Source organism: Nocardia sp. NPDC059240, from assembly GCF_042753865.1.
In the GTDB taxonomy this organism is placed as follows: domain Bacteria; phylum Actinomycetota; class Actinomycetes; order Mycobacteriales; family Mycobacteriaceae; genus Nocardia.
In genome coordinates this window covers 246,337-261,548 of sequence record NZ_JBHZAC010000009.1, presented here as the reverse complement: position 1 = coordinate 261,548, position 15,212 = coordinate 246,337, and the positions used below count along the sequence as shown (strand labels likewise).

At 67.5% G+C, this 15,212-nt stretch carries 16 protein-coding genes; 10 read left to right on the top strand and 6 right to left on the bottom strand.

The window, feature by feature from the left end; genetic code table 11:
* Nucleotides 1-13: 13 nt before the first annotated feature.
* Complete coding sequence (locus ACFXHA_RS31075; protein WP_379362527.1) at nt 14-877, bottom strand: oxygenase MpaB family protein; 864 nt, start codon at nt 875-877, stop codon at nt 14-16.
* 147 nt (nt 878-1,024) lie between these two features.
* On the opposite strand from ACFXHA_RS31075, the gene ACFXHA_RS31070 reads away from it, so the two are divergent.
* Complete coding sequence (locus ACFXHA_RS31070; RefSeq protein ID WP_379362526.1) at nt 1,025-1,657, top strand: TetR/AcrR family transcriptional regulator; 633 nt, start codon at nt 1,025-1,027, stop codon at nt 1,655-1,657.
* Nucleotides 1,658-1,680: 23 nt separating this feature from the next.
* Here the strand turns inward: ACFXHA_RS31070 and ACFXHA_RS31065 are convergent, their stop codons facing one another.
* Nucleotides 1,681-2,535, bottom strand: a complete 855-nt coding sequence (locus ACFXHA_RS31065; RefSeq protein WP_379362525.1) for an oxygenase MpaB family protein — start codon at nt 2,533-2,535, stop codon at nt 1,681-1,683.
* A gap of 156 nt (nt 2,536-2,691) precedes the next feature.
* On the opposite strand from ACFXHA_RS31065, the gene ACFXHA_RS31060 reads away from it, so the two are divergent.
* The 3 genes from ACFXHA_RS31060 (at nt 2,692) to ACFXHA_RS31050 (ending at nt 4,916) form a co-directional block, all read left to right on the top strand.
* The gene (locus ACFXHA_RS31060; protein WP_379362701.1) at nt 2,692-4,101 is read left to right on the top strand and encodes an acyl-CoA synthetase; all 1,410 of its coding nucleotides are present in this window, start codon (nt 2,692-2,694) and stop codon (nt 4,099-4,101) included.
* 33 nt (nt 4,102-4,134) lie between these two features.
* Nucleotides 4,135-4,503 carry a PPOX class F420-dependent oxidoreductase gene (locus ACFXHA_RS31055; RefSeq protein WP_379362524.1) on the top strand — a complete coding sequence of 123 codons (369 nt, stop codon included), beginning with the start codon at nt 4,135-4,137 and terminating at the stop codon, nt 4,501-4,503.
* 104 nt (nt 4,504-4,607) lie between these two features.
* Entirely contained in the window at nt 4,608-4,916 is a 309-nt protein-coding gene (locus ACFXHA_RS31050; RefSeq protein ID WP_379362523.1) for a hypothetical protein, read from the top strand.
* Between the two features lie 58 nt (nt 4,917-4,974).
* On the opposite strand, the gene dapD is transcribed toward ACFXHA_RS31050, so the two are convergent.
* Nucleotides 4,975-5,931 (bottom strand): 2,3,4,5-tetrahydropyridine-2,6-dicarboxylate N-succinyltransferase, encoded by a 957-nt coding sequence (gene dapD / locus ACFXHA_RS31045; protein WP_379362522.1) that lies wholly within the window; start codon nt 5,929-5,931, stop codon nt 4,975-4,977.
* A gap of 109 nt (nt 5,932-6,040) precedes the next feature.
* On the opposite strand from dapD, the gene dapE reads away from it, so the two are divergent.
* From dapE to ACFXHA_RS31015, 6 genes are all read left to right on the top strand, one after another.
* Complete coding sequence (gene dapE / locus ACFXHA_RS31040) at nt 6,041-7,147, top strand: succinyl-diaminopimelate desuccinylase (protein WP_379362521.1); 1,107 nt, start codon at nt 6,041-6,043, stop codon at nt 7,145-7,147.
* 68 nt (nt 7,148-7,215) lie between these two features.
* Nucleotides 7,216-8,013, top strand: a complete 798-nt coding sequence (locus tag ACFXHA_RS31035; protein WP_379362520.1) for a TIGR00730 family Rossman fold protein — start codon at nt 7,216-7,218, stop codon at nt 8,011-8,013.
* Nucleotides 8,007-8,558, top strand: coding sequence for a TIGR00730 family Rossman fold protein (locus ACFXHA_RS31030; RefSeq protein WP_379362519.1), 552 nt, complete (start codon nt 8,007-8,009; stop codon nt 8,556-8,558). The genes ACFXHA_RS31035 and ACFXHA_RS31030 overlap by 7 nt, the downstream gene beginning before the upstream one ends.
* Before the next feature lie 84 nt (nt 8,559-8,642).
* Entirely contained in the window at nt 8,643-10,412 is a 1,770-nt protein-coding gene (locus ACFXHA_RS31025; protein ID WP_379362518.1) for a long-chain-acyl-CoA synthetase, read from the top strand.
* A gap of 74 nt (nt 10,413-10,486) precedes the next feature.
* Nucleotides 10,487-11,359 carry a dihydropteroate synthase gene (gene folP, locus ACFXHA_RS31020; RefSeq protein WP_379362517.1) on the top strand — a complete coding sequence of 291 codons (873 nt, stop codon included), beginning with the start codon at nt 10,487-10,489 and terminating at the stop codon, nt 11,357-11,359.
* On the top strand, nt 11,356-12,279 hold the full coding sequence (locus ACFXHA_RS31015; protein ID WP_379362516.1) for a glucosyl-3-phosphoglycerate synthase: 924 nt from the start codon (nt 11,356-11,358) through the stop codon (nt 12,277-12,279). The genes folP and ACFXHA_RS31015 overlap by 4 nt, the downstream gene beginning before the upstream one ends.
* Nucleotides 12,280-12,306: 27 nt before the next feature.
* On the opposite strand, the gene ACFXHA_RS31010 is transcribed toward ACFXHA_RS31015, so the two are convergent.
* From ACFXHA_RS31010 to ACFXHA_RS31000, 3 genes are read right to left on the bottom strand one after another with little or no spacing between them, the layout of a single operon-like run.
* Nucleotides 12,307-13,143: a hypothetical protein gene (locus tag ACFXHA_RS31010; RefSeq protein WP_120734680.1), complete on the bottom strand. Its 837-nt coding sequence runs from the start codon at nt 13,141-13,143 to the stop codon at nt 12,307-12,309.
* Nucleotides 13,144-13,202: 59 nt separating this feature from the next.
* Nucleotides 13,203-13,640: a Sec-independent protein translocase protein TatB gene (gene tatB, locus ACFXHA_RS31005; protein ID WP_379362515.1), complete on the bottom strand. Its 438-nt coding sequence runs from the start codon at nt 13,638-13,640 to the stop codon at nt 13,203-13,205.
* A 17-nt stretch (nt 13,641-13,657) separates the two neighbouring features.
* Nucleotides 13,658-15,211, bottom strand: a complete 1,554-nt coding sequence (locus ACFXHA_RS31000; RefSeq protein WP_379362514.1) for a S1C family serine protease — start codon at nt 15,209-15,211, stop codon at nt 13,658-13,660.
* Nucleotide 15,212 lies beyond the last annotated feature (1 nt).

Below are 15,212 nucleotides of genomic sequence, written 5' to 3'. Positions count from 1 at the left end.
GGCGGGCCGACCGCTAGACGAGCGGGCGGCCGAAGCGGCGACGCAGGCGCATGTCCGCGAGATAGACGTTGAAGGGGAACAGCCGGATCACCGTGGGCATGCGGGTCCACACCGCGGCCAGCGCCCGCAGGCAGCCGCCGAAGATGCGTTCGTCGCGGGCGGTCCAGGACATGCCCATCTGGTTGCGCAGATGCGGGGGCAGCAGGGCGGTGACGATGAAGCGGTGCAGGCCGCCCAGGGCGATCTGCAGCGGCCAGGCCAGCATCTTCAGATCGGTGAGGGCGTTGAAGTAGGTGCGGGTGGCCTCGTCGATGGTCTTGGTGGCGAGGTTCTCTTCCCAGTAGACGTAGAACTCGTCCCGGGTAGCGGGCCACATTTCCTCGCGCATCTGCAGGGTGGTGCCCAGGCGGGCACAGTGCCGGTAGAAGGCTTCGGCCACTTCGGGATCCATCGGGCCGCGCATGCGGTGGTAGACGTCGTCGAAGCCCCAGTAGATGCAGGCCGCCACCCACAGTTGCAGCTTCGGGTCGAAGGCGTTGTATTTGACCGGGCTGCCGGGCTTGGTGTGGATGGTCCGGTGCGCGCCGTTGACCGCTTCGCGGTAGGCGCGGCGGTCTTCGTCGTCACCGATCATGGCGACGGCGAGGTAGGTGATGGTGGTGCGCAACCGCTTGAAGGGGCGCACCATGATCGAGCCGCTGTGCACCTCGGATTCCATGACGCCGTAGGCCACCGGGGTGAGCGACAGCTGCATGATCACATTGGCGGCGCCGCCGAGGAACGCGCCGACACCGTCGATCAGTTCGCGAACCTGCTCGATGGTCATCGGCTCGGGGCCGGCCGGTTCGTACTCGAACTTCTGCAGCGGTGCGGTCATCGTTGACTCAGCTCCTCGTCGTCACTCCTCGCCCGTGAGGAGAGTGTGAGAAAATTCGCTTGTCACCTTCTCATCGCCGGGTGGCGGTGTCAATGTGCGAAGATTGGTGCCTCACCGTTTCTTTGCGACCGGAAAGGGCTCGGACCCATGGCCAAGCTGGCCAAACTGCTGCCGCTCGTGCGCGGATCCGGTCCCGAGGACCGCAATCAGGCCAAGGTACTCGACGCCGCGCTGCTGGCCTTCCTGGACTTCGGTATCAAACGCACCAGCATGGTGGAGGTCGCGCGGCGCGGCGGGCTGTCGCTGGCCACTCTCTACCGCCGCTTCGCGGGGAAGAACGATCTCATCCAGGCCGTCGGCCTGAGCCAGGCCCGCCAGCTCGTCGACGATATCGACGCGGCCGTGCGCGAACCGGTCGAGCGCGATGCCAGCGCCGAGGAGCAGATCACCGTCCTGTTCGTGGCGTTCATCGAGGCGCTACGCGGCAACCAGCTGCTGGACCGGCTGCTCAAGACCGAGCCCGAGATCATCCTGCCGTACCTCACCGTGCAGGGCGCACCCGTCATCGAGCTGGGCCGCGACTATCTCGCCGAGTTCATCGCCCGGCTGCAGGCCGAAGGCAAACTGCCGCAATATGATCCGCTGCCGCTGTCGGAGATGATCGCTCGCGCGGCGCTGTCGATGGCGCTGACACCGCAGACGGTCATCCCGGTCGATGATCCGGTGGCGCTGCGGCAGTTCGCCCGCGACCACATCATTCCAGGCTTCCGTATCCTCTGAAATTCGCTGAGCCGCAGCGTTTCTCACACCAGCCGCAGGCCCAGCCTACGGCGCAGGCGCATGTCGAGCAGATAGGCATTCAGCGGGAACGACCGCACCGGTGCGGGCACCACGCCCTCCGCCGTGCCCACCACCCGCAGCATCCGGGCCAGTACGCGGTCCTGGCGCGGGCTCCAGGTCATGCCCATCTCGTCCCGAAGGTGTTGCGGCAGTAGCCCGGTCACGAAGAAGCGGTGCACGCCGCCGAAGGCCAGCTGGAACGGGCGCGGCAGCATCTTCAGGTCGATGAGGTCCTCGAAGTACGCCTTGATCTTGGGATCGATGCGGGTGAGGGCGAGGTTCTCGGCCCAATACTGTTCGAAGGCTTCGCGATCCGCGGGCCACATGTCCTCGCGCACCTGCAAGGTGGTGCCCATCCGGGCCGAGTGGTAATAGAAGGCATCGGCGTCGTAGTCGTCCATCGGGCCGTGCATGCGCTCGTAGAGATCGCGTGCGCCCCAGTGCAGGCAGGCCGCCACCCACAGTTGGAGTTTCGGGTCGAAGGCGTTGTATTTCACCGTGCTTCCGGTACGGGACCGGACCTGTTTGTGCACGGAGTCGATGGCTTCGCGGTAGGCCGCGCGGTCGTCCTCGGTGCCGAGCAGGGCGACGGCGAGATAGGTGAGGGTGGTGCGGAGCCGCTTGATCGGGTGGATCATGACGTTCCCGGATTCCACGGGACTCTCCACCACGCCGTACCCGACCGGCCGGTTGGAGAGTTGCATGATCACATTCGCGGCGGCGCCGAAGAAGCCGGCCGCGCCGTCGAGATACTGCCGGATGTCGACGCCCGGCTCGGTGGTCGTGGCGTCGACGGGATCGTGAAGCGGCCTGGTCATCGTTGGCCACATCCTCATGGTGAGAAGGTTGTATAGAAACTTTCTTACCCACTCGGGCTGCCTGTCAACCGACTTGGCGGCTTCGCAAGCGATTCGTTGCCGACTCCGTACCCCGGGGGAGCGCACCCCCTCCGGTAGCGTGAGCCCGTGTCGCCGCTGTTGCTGAGTTCGCTGAATCCGGCCGCCATCGCCGCCGGAGCCGATATCCCCGATGCCGTCACCATCGACGGCGAGACGCTGTCGCGCGGTGATCTGCTCGGCGCGGCCACCTCCGTCGCCGAGCGCGTCGCGCAGGCCCGCCGGGTGGCGGTGCTGGCCGAACCGACGCTCACCACCGTGCTCGCGGTGGTCGGCTGCCTGATCGCCGGGGTGACCGTGGTGCCGGTGCCGCCGGATGCGGGCAGTGCGGAACTGGCTCACATGCTGAACGATTCGGGCGCGCAGGCGTGGCTGGGCAAGGCCCCCGAAGGCTCCGAACTGCCGGTGATCCCGGTGCGCAAGCACGCGCGCTCCTGGCATCGGTACGCCGAACCTGCCGGTCAGGCAACGGCTTTCATCCTCTACACCTCCGGCACCACCGGCGCGCCCAAGGGGGTGGTGCTCAGCCGGGACGCCATCGCCGCGGGTCTCGACGCCCTCGCTGACGCCTGGGGCTGGACCTGGAAAGACACTCTGGTGCACGGGCTTCCGCTGTTCCACGTGCACGGCCTCATCCTCGGCGTACTCGGCCCGCTGCGCGTCGGTAGCCCGCTCGTGCACACCGGCAAGCCCACCCCGGCCGCCTACGCGCAGGCGCCCGGCACCATGTACTTCGGCGTGCCCACGGTCTGGTCACGAATCGCCGAAGACCCGAACGCGGCAAGGGAATTGGCGAAGGCGCGCATCCTGATCTCCGGCAGCGCACCGCTGCCCGTACCGGTGTTCGAGCGGCTGACCGAGCTCACCGGGCATGCCCCGCTCGAGCGCTACGGCATGAGCGAAACCATGATCACGCTGTCCACCCGCCCCGACGGCGAACGCCGCCCCGGCTGGGTCGGCACGCCGGTCGCCGGGGTCGAGACCCGCTTGCGCGACGAGGCCGGGCAGCCGGTCCCGCACGACGGGGAAAGCGTTGGCGGCCTGCAGGTCCGCGGCCCCATGCTGTTCGACGGTTACCTGAACAAGCCCGAGGTCACGGCCGAGAATTTCACCTCCGACGGCTGGTTCAAGACCGGCGACGTGGCCGTCATCGACGCCGAAGGCTTCCATCGCATCGTGGGCCGGGAATCGGTCGACCTGATCAAGTCCGGCGGCTATCGCATCGGCGCGGGCGAGATCGAGACCTCGCTGCTGGGGCATCCGGCGGTGGCCGAGACCGCGGTGGTCGGCGTGCCCGATGACGATCTCGGGCAGCGCATCGTCGCCTACGTGGTGCTGCGCGACGGTGCGGGGGAGGCGAGCACCGAATCCCTCATCGCCCATGTGGCCGGCGAACTCTCGGCACACAAGCGCCCACGCGAGGTGCGGGTGGTCGAATCCCTGCCGCGCAATGCCATGGGCAAGGTGCAGAAGAAACTACTGGCTTGACCTCGACCTTGGTCGAGGTTCTACGGTGATCACATGACCGCAGCGCTATCGCCCGCCCAGATCGAGTACCTCAACAGTCAGCGACTCGGGCGGCTGGCCACCATCCGCCCTGACGGCTCGCCACAGAACAATCCCGTGGGTTTCCGCTACAACGTGGCCCTGGGCACCATCGACATCGGCGGCCTCGATCTCGGGGCCAGCCAGAAGTTCCGCAACCTGTTGAAGGAGGAGCGGGTCTCCTTCGTGGTGGACGACATCAAATCCGTGCAGCCCTGGGAGGTGCGCATGCTTGAAATCCGGGGCACCGCACAGGCTTTGCGTGACGTCGAACCCTTCCACGCGGGCATGTCCCGGGAGCTCATCCGCATCACGCCGGAGCGGATCATCGCCTTCGGCATGTGACACCGGAATTCCGGTGCCGGAGGTTTCGGGGTCTCGTGGCGGGACCGAGCGAACATCTAGTTTCTGGGAGACGAAAGTTTCACGCTTCCAAGGAGATTCGCTCGATGCCTTCCGCTCTGCGTACCACCGTGGCGGCCGCCGCCGTTTTCGCCGGTCTGCTCGCACCCGCCGCCGTGGCGAGCGCCGACGCCCTGCCCCTCACTCCGATGGGGCAGTCCGCCGATCCGGTCGCGGCACCCAACACCGGCGGTACCGGATCGGTGAACTTCGGGGCCACCGGGTCCTTCGACCCGTCGGCGGCCGGTTCCTCGAACCTGATCAAGGCGTTCCAGACCGGGTCGGGCCAGTGCAATACACCGGTGCTGCCGATGTATGACGGATCCGCCAATCCGCTGTGCTCCCTGTACCACTGAGCCTCGAAAACAGAAACCCCTGCGGCGCAAAGGCCGCAGGGGTTTCGTCGGTTTCGGGTCAGTCGTTCGCGTGCAGCGCCGCGTTGAGCTCGATGCCGGTGCCCTTGCGTGCCCGGACCTCGACCGTGCCGGTCACCGAGTTGCGGATGAACAGCAGGTTGGACTGCCCGGACAGCTCACCGGCCTTCACGACCGTGCCGTCCGGCCCGGTCACCTTGGTGCCCGCGGTGATGTAGAGGCCCGCCTCGACCACGCAGTCGTCGCCGAGCGAGATGCCCAGGCCCGAGTTCGCGCCGAGCAGGCAGCGCTCGCCCAGCGAGATGACCTGCTTGCCGCCGCCGGACAGGGTGCCCATGATGGACGCGCCGCCGCCGACATCGGAGCCGTCGCCGACCACCACACCGGCCGAAATACGGCCCTCCACCATGGAATTGCCGAGCGTGCCCGCATTGAAGTTCACGAAGCCCTCGTGCATGACCGTGGTGCCCGAGGCCAGGTGCGCGCCCAGCCGGACGCGGTCGGCGTCGGCGATGCGGACACCCGAGGGCAGCACGTAGTCCACCAGGCGCGGGAACTTGTCCACGCCATACACGGTGACCGGGCCGCGGGCGCGCAGCTTCAGCCGCGTCAGCTCGAACTCCTCGGTCGAGCAGGGACCGTGGTTGGTCCACACCACATTGGCGAGCAGCCCGAACTGTCCGTCCAGGTTCGCGCCGTGCGGGCGGATCAGCCGGTGCGAGAGCAGGTGCAGGCGCAGGTAGACGTCGTGGGTGTCGACCGGCGGGGCGGACAGGTCGGCGATGACGGTGCGGACCACGACCACCTCGACCCGGCGGGCCTCGTCGGTGCCGACGCCGTCGGCGAACTTGGCGTATTCGATGTCGGAGGCATCCAGGCGCTTGGAGCCGGTATCGCTGAATTCACCCAGTTCCGGATACGGATACCAGGTGTCGAGCACCGTCCCGTTCGCGGTGATGGTGGCGAGGCCGACTGCTGATGCTCCCTGAGTACTCACGTCCCATTACGTTACCGTGCTGTGAATTCATACCGCCCGCGGTGCCGATTTGTGCCAACGCAGCCACCGTGCGGAGAACGGAGGCGTTTCCTCCTTTAGGGTGGATGAAATGACCCTCCTCGATCTGAGTGCCGACCCCATATCACTCACCGCCGCGCTCGTGGATATTCCGAGCGTGTCGAAGAACGAGAAGGTCATCGCCGACATCGTCGAAAAGGCACTGCGCGAGCAGACTTCCGGATTCGAGATCGTGCGGCACGGCAATACCGTGCTGGCGCGCACCGATCGCGGGCTGCCCACCCGGGTCATTCTGGCCGGGCACCTGGACACCGTGCCGATCGCGGATAACGTGCCCAGCCACTTCGAGACCACCGCGGACGGGGAACGGCAGCTGTGGGGCTGCGGCACCGTCGATATGAAATCCGGTGACGCGGTGTTCCTGCACCTGGCCGCCACCGTCGCCGACCCGGTGCACGATCTGACGCTCATCTTCTACGACTGCGAGGAGATCGCCGCCGAGTTCAACGGGCTCGGCCGGATCGAACGCGAATTCCCGGATTGGCTCGAGGGCGATCTCGCCATTCTCGGTGAGCCGTCCGGCGGCTGGATCGAGGCGGGCTGCCAGGGCACCCTGCGCGTCCGGCTCACCACCTCCGGCGTGCGCGCGCATACGGCGCGAGCCTGGCTGGGGGACAACGCGATTCACCGCCTGGCCCCGATCCTGCAGCGACTGGCCGACTATCGGGCCCGCGAGGTCGAGATCGACGGCTGCACCTACCGCGAAGGCCTGTCCGCGGTCCGCGTCGAGGGCGGCGTCGCCGGCAATGTGGTGCCCGACGTGGCCACCGTGGACGTGAACTTCCGCTTCGCTCCCGACCGCACCCTGGATCAGGCCACCGAGCACGTGCGCGAGGTGTTCGCCGGGCTGGAACTGGATTTCGAGCGCACCGACGGCGCCCCCGGCGCACTGCCGGGCCTGTCCAATCCGGCGGCCAAGGACCTCATCGAGATCGTGCACGGGCACGGCAGCGGCGGGGTGCGCGCCAAGTACGGCTGGACCGATGTCTCGCGGTTCGCCGCCCGCGGCATCCCGGCCGTCAACTTCGGCCCGGGCGACCCGAACCTCGCGCACAAGCGTGACGAGCATCTGCCGGTCGATCAGATCACCCAGGTGACGTCGATGCTGCGCAGTTACCTCACCGGGGCCAAAGCCTGATCAGTTGTTCAACACCGCGCTGATCAAGCGACCGGCGGCGGTTACGGGCGACATGTACGGTTGGCTGCATGTCTGCTGACGAAGAGGTGCGTTCGCCTAAGACTCCACGATTCCGGGGCCCGATCATGTTGCGGCGGGATCGGAAAAAGGGGATAGGGACCACGGATCAGCATTTACTGGACGAGCGCGGCGGCGCGGATTGGGTGCACACCGATCCCTGGCGCGTACTGCGCATCCAGGCCGAATTCGTCGAGGGCTTCGGCGCGCTGGCCGAGGTGCCGCGCGCGGTCGCGGTCTTCGGTTCGGCGCGCACGCCCGCCGACTCGCCGGAGTACCAGGCCGGGATGGCCGTCGGAAGTGCCTTGGCCCGAGCCGGTTTCGCGGTCATCACCGGTGGCGGCCCGGGTGCGATGGAGGCCGCCAATCGGGGCGCGTCCGAGGCGGGCGGCTATTCGATCGGGCTCGGCATCGAGCTGCCGTTCGAGCAGCACCTCAACGAGTGGGTCGACCTCGGCATCAACTTCCGCTACTTCTTCGCACGCAAGACCATGTTCGTGAAGTACGCCCAGGCGTTCGTCTGCATGCCCGGCGGTTTCGGCACCCTCGACGAGCTCTTCGAGGCGCTGACCCTGGTGCAGACCCACAAGATCACCCGCTTCCCGATCATCCTGTTCGGCACCAAATACTGGGCGGGACTGATGGATTGGATGCGCGACTCGCTGCAGGGCTCGGGCAAGATCGCGCCGGGCGACCTGGGGCTGCTGCACCTCACCGACAGCGTGGACGAGGTGATCGAGATCGTGACGCGGGCCGCGCAGGCCCGGCACGAGCAGGACCAGGCCGGCGTCGTGGAGGACCAGTGGTGAACGAACCGTACGCGGTCTGCGTGTATTGCTCCGCGTCCGTCGACGATCCGCGGGTGCTGGAACTGGCCGCCTCGGTCGGCGCCGAAATCGGCCGCCGCGGTTGGCAACTGGTGTCCGGTGGCGGCAATGTCTCGATGATGGGCGCGGTCGCGCACGCGGCGCGGGCGGCCGGGGCCAAGACCGTCGGCGTCATCCCCAAGCAGCTGGTGCACCGTGAGGTCGCCGATATCGACGCCGACGAGCTGATCGTCACCGACTCCATGCGCGAGCGCAAACAGGTCATGGACGACCGTGCGGACGCGTTCCTGACCCTGCCCGGCGGCATCGGCACGCTGGAGGAGTTCTTCGAAACCTGGACCGGGTCGTACCTGGGCGTGCACGAGAAGCCGGTGGTGGTGCTCGATCCGCAGGGCCACTACGACGGTCTGTTCGCCTGGATCGAGGAGCTGGGGCGGGCCGGGTACGCCGGCCGCGAGGCGCTGGACCGGGTGCTGGTGACCACGGAGCTGGAGACCGCCTTCGAGGCATTGCGGCCGACCGCCTGAAGTGGAACTATCTGGTTCCACTCGACAAGATCGGGTGAATCGGTAAGGGTGGGCGTGAGCACGACCTGTGAGGAGCACAGCGAAGTGAATACGGATGCCCGTTCGACCGTGAGCCTGTTCGACCTGGCCCGCAGCCTGCCCGGCATGGCAGTGTCCGCCCCCGGAATGATCCGCAATGTCGTGCACCTGCTGGTGAAATCCGGCGACCAGGCATCGATCGGACTGTTCTTCCAGCGCGGCGCGGCCAAGCATCCGGACCGGCCCTTCCTGAAATTCGAAGGCCGCCAGTACACCTGGGGCGAGGCCAATGCCGAGGTCAACCGCTACGCGAATGTGCTTGCCGCGCACGGGGTGAAGCGTGGCGACGTGGTCGGCATCCTGATGGCCAACCGGCCCGAGGCGCTGCTGACCGTGCTGGCCACCGTGAAACTCGGTGCCACCGCCGGGTTGTTGAACCACAATCAGCGAGATGTGGTGCTGCAGCACAGCTTCGGGCTGCTGAACTCGGTCATCGACGTCATCGGTGAGGAGTCCGCCGACGCGCTCGGCACGCTCTCCGAACCGCGGCCCAACCTGATCTGGTCCGAACAGCTCGCCACCGAGGCCCGCACCGCCGACGCCTCGAATCCGGCTGTCACCGAACAGATCACGGCCAAGGAACGCGCCTACCTGATCTTCACCTCCGGCACCACCGGCCTGCCCAAGGCCAGCGTCATGACGCATCAGCGCTGGACCAAGTCCATGGCCGGCATCGGCGGGCTCGGCGTGCGACTGACCGGCAAGGACACCCTCTACTGCTGCCTGCCGCTCTACCACAACAACGCCCTGACGGTGGCCCTGTCCTCGGTCATCGCGGGCGGCGCGACCTTCGCACTGGGGCGCAAGTTCTCGGCCTCCCGCTTCTGGGACGAGGCCATCGCCAACGAGGCCACCGCGTTCGTCTACATCGGCGAGCTGTGCCGCTACCTGCTCAACCAACCGGCCCGGCGCAACGACCGCATGCACCAGGTCCGGCTCTGCGTCGGCAACGGCCTGCGGCCCGAACTGTGGGACGAGTTCCAGCAGCGCTTCGGCATCAAGCGGATCGTCGAGTTCTACGGCGCCAGTGAGGGAAACGTCGCCTTCATCAACGCCTTCAGCATCGACAAGACCGCCGGCTTCACCCCGCTGCCCTTCGCCATCGTCGAATACGACGATGCCACCGGCAAGGCCCTGCGCCACGCCGACGGCCGGCTACGCCGCGTCCGCCCCGGCGGCGTCGGGCTGCTGCTGGCCAAGGTCACCAACAGCTCCCCGTTCGACGGCTACACCGACGCCTCGGCCACCGAATCAAAGCTCGTGCGTGACGGTTTCGCGAACGGCGACTGCTGGTTCGACACCGGTGACCTGGTGCGCGATCAGCGCTTCGGCCATATCGCCTTCGTCGACCGGCTCGGCGACACCTTCCGCTGGAAGGGCGAGAACGTGGCCACCACCGAGGTCGAGGGCGCCTTCGACGGCATCGACTCCGTCACGCAGGCAGTCGTTTTCGGCGTCGACATTCCCGGTACGGACGGCAAGGCGGGCATGGCCGCGGTGACCCTGCACGACGGCGCGGTCCTCGACGGCAAGGTCGCCGCCAAGGCCCTCTACGACCACCTGCCGACCTATGCGGTACCCCTGTTCATCCGTGTGGTCCCCGAACTCGAGCAGACCTCCACCTTCAAGAGCCGCAAGGTGGAGCTGCGCAAGGAGGGCTACGCCCTCGACGACCAGACCTCGCTCTACGTCCTCGCGAACCGCACCGACGGCTACATTCCGGCGTATCCGGAGTACGCCGCCGACGTGGCGGCGGGCCGGGCGCCCGGCAACTGACCAGCAGCCGGTCGGGACACTGTTCCGGTCGGCTGCCCAGCAAGGGCCGCACAGCGCTCGGTACAGTCGGGGGCATGTGTGCGCCGTTGCCGACATTGTGCGGAAAGCCGGTGGCGACGGATCGGGCGCTGGTGATGGCGATCGTGAACCGGACGCCGGATTCCTTCTACGACCGGGGCGCGACGTTCACCGACGAAGCCGCCATGAACGCCGTGGACCGGGCGGTCGCCGAGGGCGCGGATCTGGTCGATATCGGCGGGGTGAAGGCCGGGCCCGGCTCGGAGGTGGACGCCGCCGAGGAGGCTCGGCGGGTGGTGCCGTTCGTGGCGGAAATCCGGGCGCGCTACCCGGAGTTGTTGATCAGTGTGGACACCTGGCGGGCCGGGGTCGCGCGGGCCGCGGTGGCCGAGGGCGCGGATCTGATCAACGACACCTGGGCGGGAGCTGATCCCGAGCTAGTGAGCGTTGCTGCCGAGTTGGGCGTAGGAATCGTGTGCTCCCACACCGGGGGTGCGATTCCGCGGACCCGTCCGCACCGGGTCCGGTACGCCGATGTGGTGGCGCAGGTCACAGAAACCGTGGTGACCGCGGCCGAAAATGCTGCGGCCGCAGGGGTGGCCAAGGACTCGATTTTGATCGACCCGACCCATGATTTCGGCAAAAACACCTATCACGGGCTCGAATTGTTGCGGGCGCTAGACGTTCTTGTGAAAAGCGGATGGCCCGTCTTGATGGCGCTGAGCAATAAGGATTTCATCGGAGAGACTCTTGGTGTCGGGTTGTCCGAGCGATTGGAGGGCACATTGGCAGCGACTGCTTGGTCGGCCGCCGCGGGCGCTCGCGTCTTTCGCGTTCACGAGGTAGCCCACACCCGCCGGGTGGTGGACATGATCGCCGCCATCCAAGGTCACCGCCCACCCGCCCGTACCCTGCGAGGTCTCGCATGAAAACAGACTGGGTGAACACCAACACCTACGACCGTCCCGACTGGACCGTCCAGGAACTGATCGCGGCCAAGGACGGCCGCACGGTTTCCGTGGTACTACCCGCCCTCAACGAGGAATCCACCGTCGCCGCGGTGGTGGCCAGCATCCGGCCCCTGCTCGGCACCCTGGTCGACGAACTCGTCGTCCTGGACTCCGGCTCCACCGATGCCACCGCGGCCCGCGCACAGGCCGCCGGAGCGACCGTGGTGACCCGCGAACAAGCCGTCCCCGAACTCGACCCCGTCCCCGGCAAGGGCGAATGCCTGTGGCGTTCGCTGGCCGTCACCACCGGCGACATCATCGCCTTCGTGGACTCCGACCTCATCGACCCGGACCCGAACTTCGTGCCGAAGCTGCTGGGCCCGCTGCTGACCGTGGACGGGATGCACCTGGTCAAGGCGTACTACCGCCGCCCGCTGCGCACCGGCGAGGCGGTCGAGCACCACGGCGGCGGCCGCGTCACCGAACTGGTGGCCCGTCCGCTGCTGGCTGCTTTGCGGCCTGAACTCTCGAATGTGCTGCAGCCCTTGGGCGGTGAGTACGCGGGCACCCGTGAACTGCTGGCCTCGGTGCCCTTCGCCCCCGGCTACGGCGTCGAGATCGGGCTGCTGCTCGACACTTACGACATGCTGGGCCTGTCCAGCATCGGTCAGGTCAATCTCGGCGTCCGCCAGCACCGCAACCGCCCGCTGGCCGACCTGGGCGTCATGAGCCGCCAAATCCTGGGAACCGTCCTGGGCCGCAGCGGAATTCAAGACTCCGGCGCGGCCCTGACCCAATTCCCGCTGGTGGCAGGCGAATTCATCGCCAACACCACGGAAGTGTCGCTGGCGGACCGCCCGCCGATGAACACGCTGCGCCCGGAAGAGGCCGCCGCGTAACACCGCACGGTCATCCCGGACGATCGCTCAGCGATCGTGCCGGTAGATCGGTGTCAGCAGGTCCGCTTCGATCGGTTCACCCGTGGACCGGTCGTAGCGGACCCCCACCACCGCCGAGAACGGGTGGGTGGCCGCGCGCTCGTGCAGGGTGGCGAGTCTGGTTGCCAGCAGCCGGATCGCGCCCAGTGAGGCGGGCGGGTGCAGGCCGTCGATGACCAGCACGCTGCCCTTGCCGTCCGGGCGGGGTAGCCGGGCCAGGTAGGCGATGTCGTACGGCTCGGTGCCGCCGGGCCGGTAGACGCGGCGAGCGGCCCGATCCTCGATGCCGCGGCGCACCCGGCCCGCGCGGGCCACGGTGCGGCGTAGCCGGGGGTCGGCGGCCACCAGATACCGCAGACTGGGCGACAATTCGGGTCCGCCGAGCACGATCAGGCCGTCACGGTCGAGATCGAGCGGGCGGCCGGGCAGGAACCGCTGGACATTGGCGGTGAACCCGAGTTCGCGTAACAACTCCACCAAACGGTGCGGCGCGGCGGGATCCGGCGCGCCGACCAGGGCGATGGAGCGGGTGGTGCTGCGAACGTCGGGGGTCAGGATGGTCAGCGGGCCGTGACCGAAGAACAAGCCTTCCGGAACCGGTCCCTGTGTACTCACCTGATGGATGCGGGCGCGGGAAAGTCCCGCGGCCGCACCGATTCTCGCGAACGTCCAGCCTTCGGCATGTAGTTCGCGAATGACGGCGCGACGGATGCGAGTCAGCTCATTGATCTGCTGCTGCGCCGCCGCGACGCCCTCTGTGGCGGCTTTCAGGCGTTCGACCTTGTCCTCGATCGCGAATACCCGGGCCACCTCGTCGGCCGACATGTGCGCAGTCTAGATAGCTGGACAGCATCATGCGTCAAGTCCACTAAACGACTTTGATCTCAGGTGGCGTCCGGATCCACCGGCGGACGTTCGTTGCGCTCCAGCGGTTTTTGTTCCTTCGGCATCGAAATCGGACCGGAACCGGTGTTGGTGGAACCGTTTCCACTGTTCGCGGAGCTGACCGGCTTGTCGAAATTGGTCAGGTCATTGAAGCTGTTCAGGATCGAATCATCGCCGTCGAGCAGGTGTTTGGTCACCATCGAGCGCGGATTCATACCTCGCAGTTCGTTCAACTGCTCCAACGGTTTCCGGATCTCGTCGAATTCCGGCCCGAGTTCATTCCGCAATTGCTGAGTTGCGCCAGTGGCGTAATCGCGCGCCTGTTTGAGGGCATGCGCCGTCCAGCGAACGGCCTCGGGCAAACGCTCGGGGCCGAGAATGACAAGTGCGGCGACGAGCAGAATGAGCATCTCGCCCCAGCCGATATTGCTGAACACGAGTACAGGCTACCTTTCTACGACTTCTTGTCCGTTTCCAGTGTGACTGGAATGTCCACCTCGCGGCCGTCGCGGATCACCTTGATGTCCACGGTCTGGCCGATCTCGTGGGACTGCACCGCCACCGTCAGCTCCTCCGGGCTCGTCACGTCCCGGTCGCCGACCTTCACGATGACGTCGCCCTCGACGATGCCCGCCTTGGCAGCCGGGCTCCCGGCCTGCACATCGGCCACCTGCGCGCCGCTCATCACATCATTGGCGACGATCTTGGTCTTGGCGCTGACACCCAGCATCGGATGCTCGACCGCGCCGTCGCGGATCAGCGCCTGCGAGATCCGCTTCACCTGATCCACCGGAATCGCGAAGCCCAGACCCACCGAACCGCCGCTCTCGGACTTGATGGCCGAGTTGATGCCGATCAGCCGGCCCTGCATATCCACCAGCGCGCCACCGGAATTGCCGTGGTTGATGGCGGCGTCGGTCTGCACGGCGTCCAGGGTGGCGTCGGTATCGGTGCCCTCGCCGCCCACCTTCACCGGGCGGTGCAGCGCCGACACGATGCCGGAGGTGACCGTCTTCTCCAGGCCCAGCGGCGAACCCAGCGCCAGCACGTCGTCGCCGACCTGCACGTCACCGGAATTGCCGAGCTGGATCACCGAGAGGTTCTTCACATCGACCTTGAGCACCGCCAGGTCCGACTTGGTGTCGCGCCCGACGATGCGGGTCGGCACCTTCTGGCCGTCGGAGAACACCACATCCAGCTTGGCCTTGCCCGACTTGTCATTGGCGGCCAGCGAGATCACGTGATTGTTGGTGACGATGTAGCCCTGCCCGTCGATCACCACACCCGAACCCGTGGAACCGGTGTCGCCCAGCCAGGCTCGGACGGTGACCACCGCGGGCATGACGGCATTGACCACCTTGGTGATCTGATTGTGCGAATCCCCGCCGCCGGGCGCGGACTGCAACGTCACCTTGCGCGAGGTGAGCGCGGACGCCGAGGAACCGGTGAAGGCCCCCACGAACCCGCCCAGTAGGCCGATGACGAGCGCGACGATCGCCAGCAGCCCCAGTGCCGTCCACGACACCCGGCCACCGAACAGCACATCCCGCGCACCCAGCCGCGAGCCCGCGGTCAGCGGTGCGGGTTGCGGCTGCGCCACCGCCGGAGTCCCCAGGCGCGCGGCCGAATTCGGATCCCGCCACGGATCGGCGGGCGCGGCCGGGGCGGCCTGCTCGGCCGTCGCCTCCGGATCCCGCTGCAGCACTTCGGTCGAACCCTCCGGGCGACCGAAAGCCTCCGCCAGCACCGCATCCGGCGGGCGATTGGCGATCTCGCCAGCTCCCTGCGCCACCGCCACGGCACCGGCCGGGCGGGTCGCGAAGGAGCCTTGCGCGCCGTTCGGGCGGCGGAAAGCGCGGGCGGTGTGGTTGTCCACGTGCGGCCGATGGACCGGGCGCGGACCCAGCACCGGTGCGTCCGACGGCCGCAGGTTCCCCCGATCGGCTGCCGAATCAAATTCCCCAGACCGCTCGGGCGCCGGGCCCGTGTTGTTCGATTCGGTGGTCACG

Excerpts from the sequence above, each read along its gene's own strand:
- ACFXHA_RS31035 (WP_379362520.1), top strand. The coding sequence starts at position 7,216 with ATGTCTGCTGACGAAGAGGTGCGTTCGCCTAAGACTCCACGATTCCGG.
- ACFXHA_RS31075 (WP_379362527.1), bottom strand. The coding sequence starts at position 877 with ATGACCGCACCGCTGCAGAAGTTCGAGTACGAACCGGCCGGCCCCGAG.
- ACFXHA_RS31050 (WP_379362523.1), top strand. The coding sequence starts at position 4,608 with ATGCCTTCCGCTCTGCGTACCACCGTGGCGGCCGCCGCCGTTTTCGCC.
- ACFXHA_RS31015 (WP_379362516.1), top strand. The coding sequence starts at position 11,356 with ATGAAAACAGACTGGGTGAACACCAACACCTACGACCGTCCCGACTGG.
- ACFXHA_RS31010 (WP_120734680.1), bottom strand. The coding sequence starts at position 13,143 with ATGTCGGCCGACGAGGTGGCCCGGGTATTCGCGATCGAGGACAAGGTC.
- ACFXHA_RS31070 (WP_379362526.1), top strand. The coding sequence starts at position 1,025 with ATGGCCAAGCTGGCCAAACTGCTGCCGCTCGTGCGCGGATCCGGTCCC.
- ACFXHA_RS31055 (WP_379362524.1), top strand. The coding sequence starts at position 4,135 with ATGACCGCAGCGCTATCGCCCGCCCAGATCGAGTACCTCAACAGTCAG.
- ACFXHA_RS31065 (WP_379362525.1), bottom strand. The coding sequence starts at position 2,535 with ATGACCAGGCCGCTTCACGATCCCGTCGACGCCACGACCACCGAGCCG.
- dapE (WP_379362521.1), top strand. The coding sequence starts at position 6,041 with ATGACCCTCCTCGATCTGAGTGCCGACCCCATATCACTCACCGCCGCG.
- folP (WP_379362517.1), top strand. The coding sequence starts at position 10,487 with ATGTGTGCGCCGTTGCCGACATTGTGCGGAAAGCCGGTGGCGACGGAT.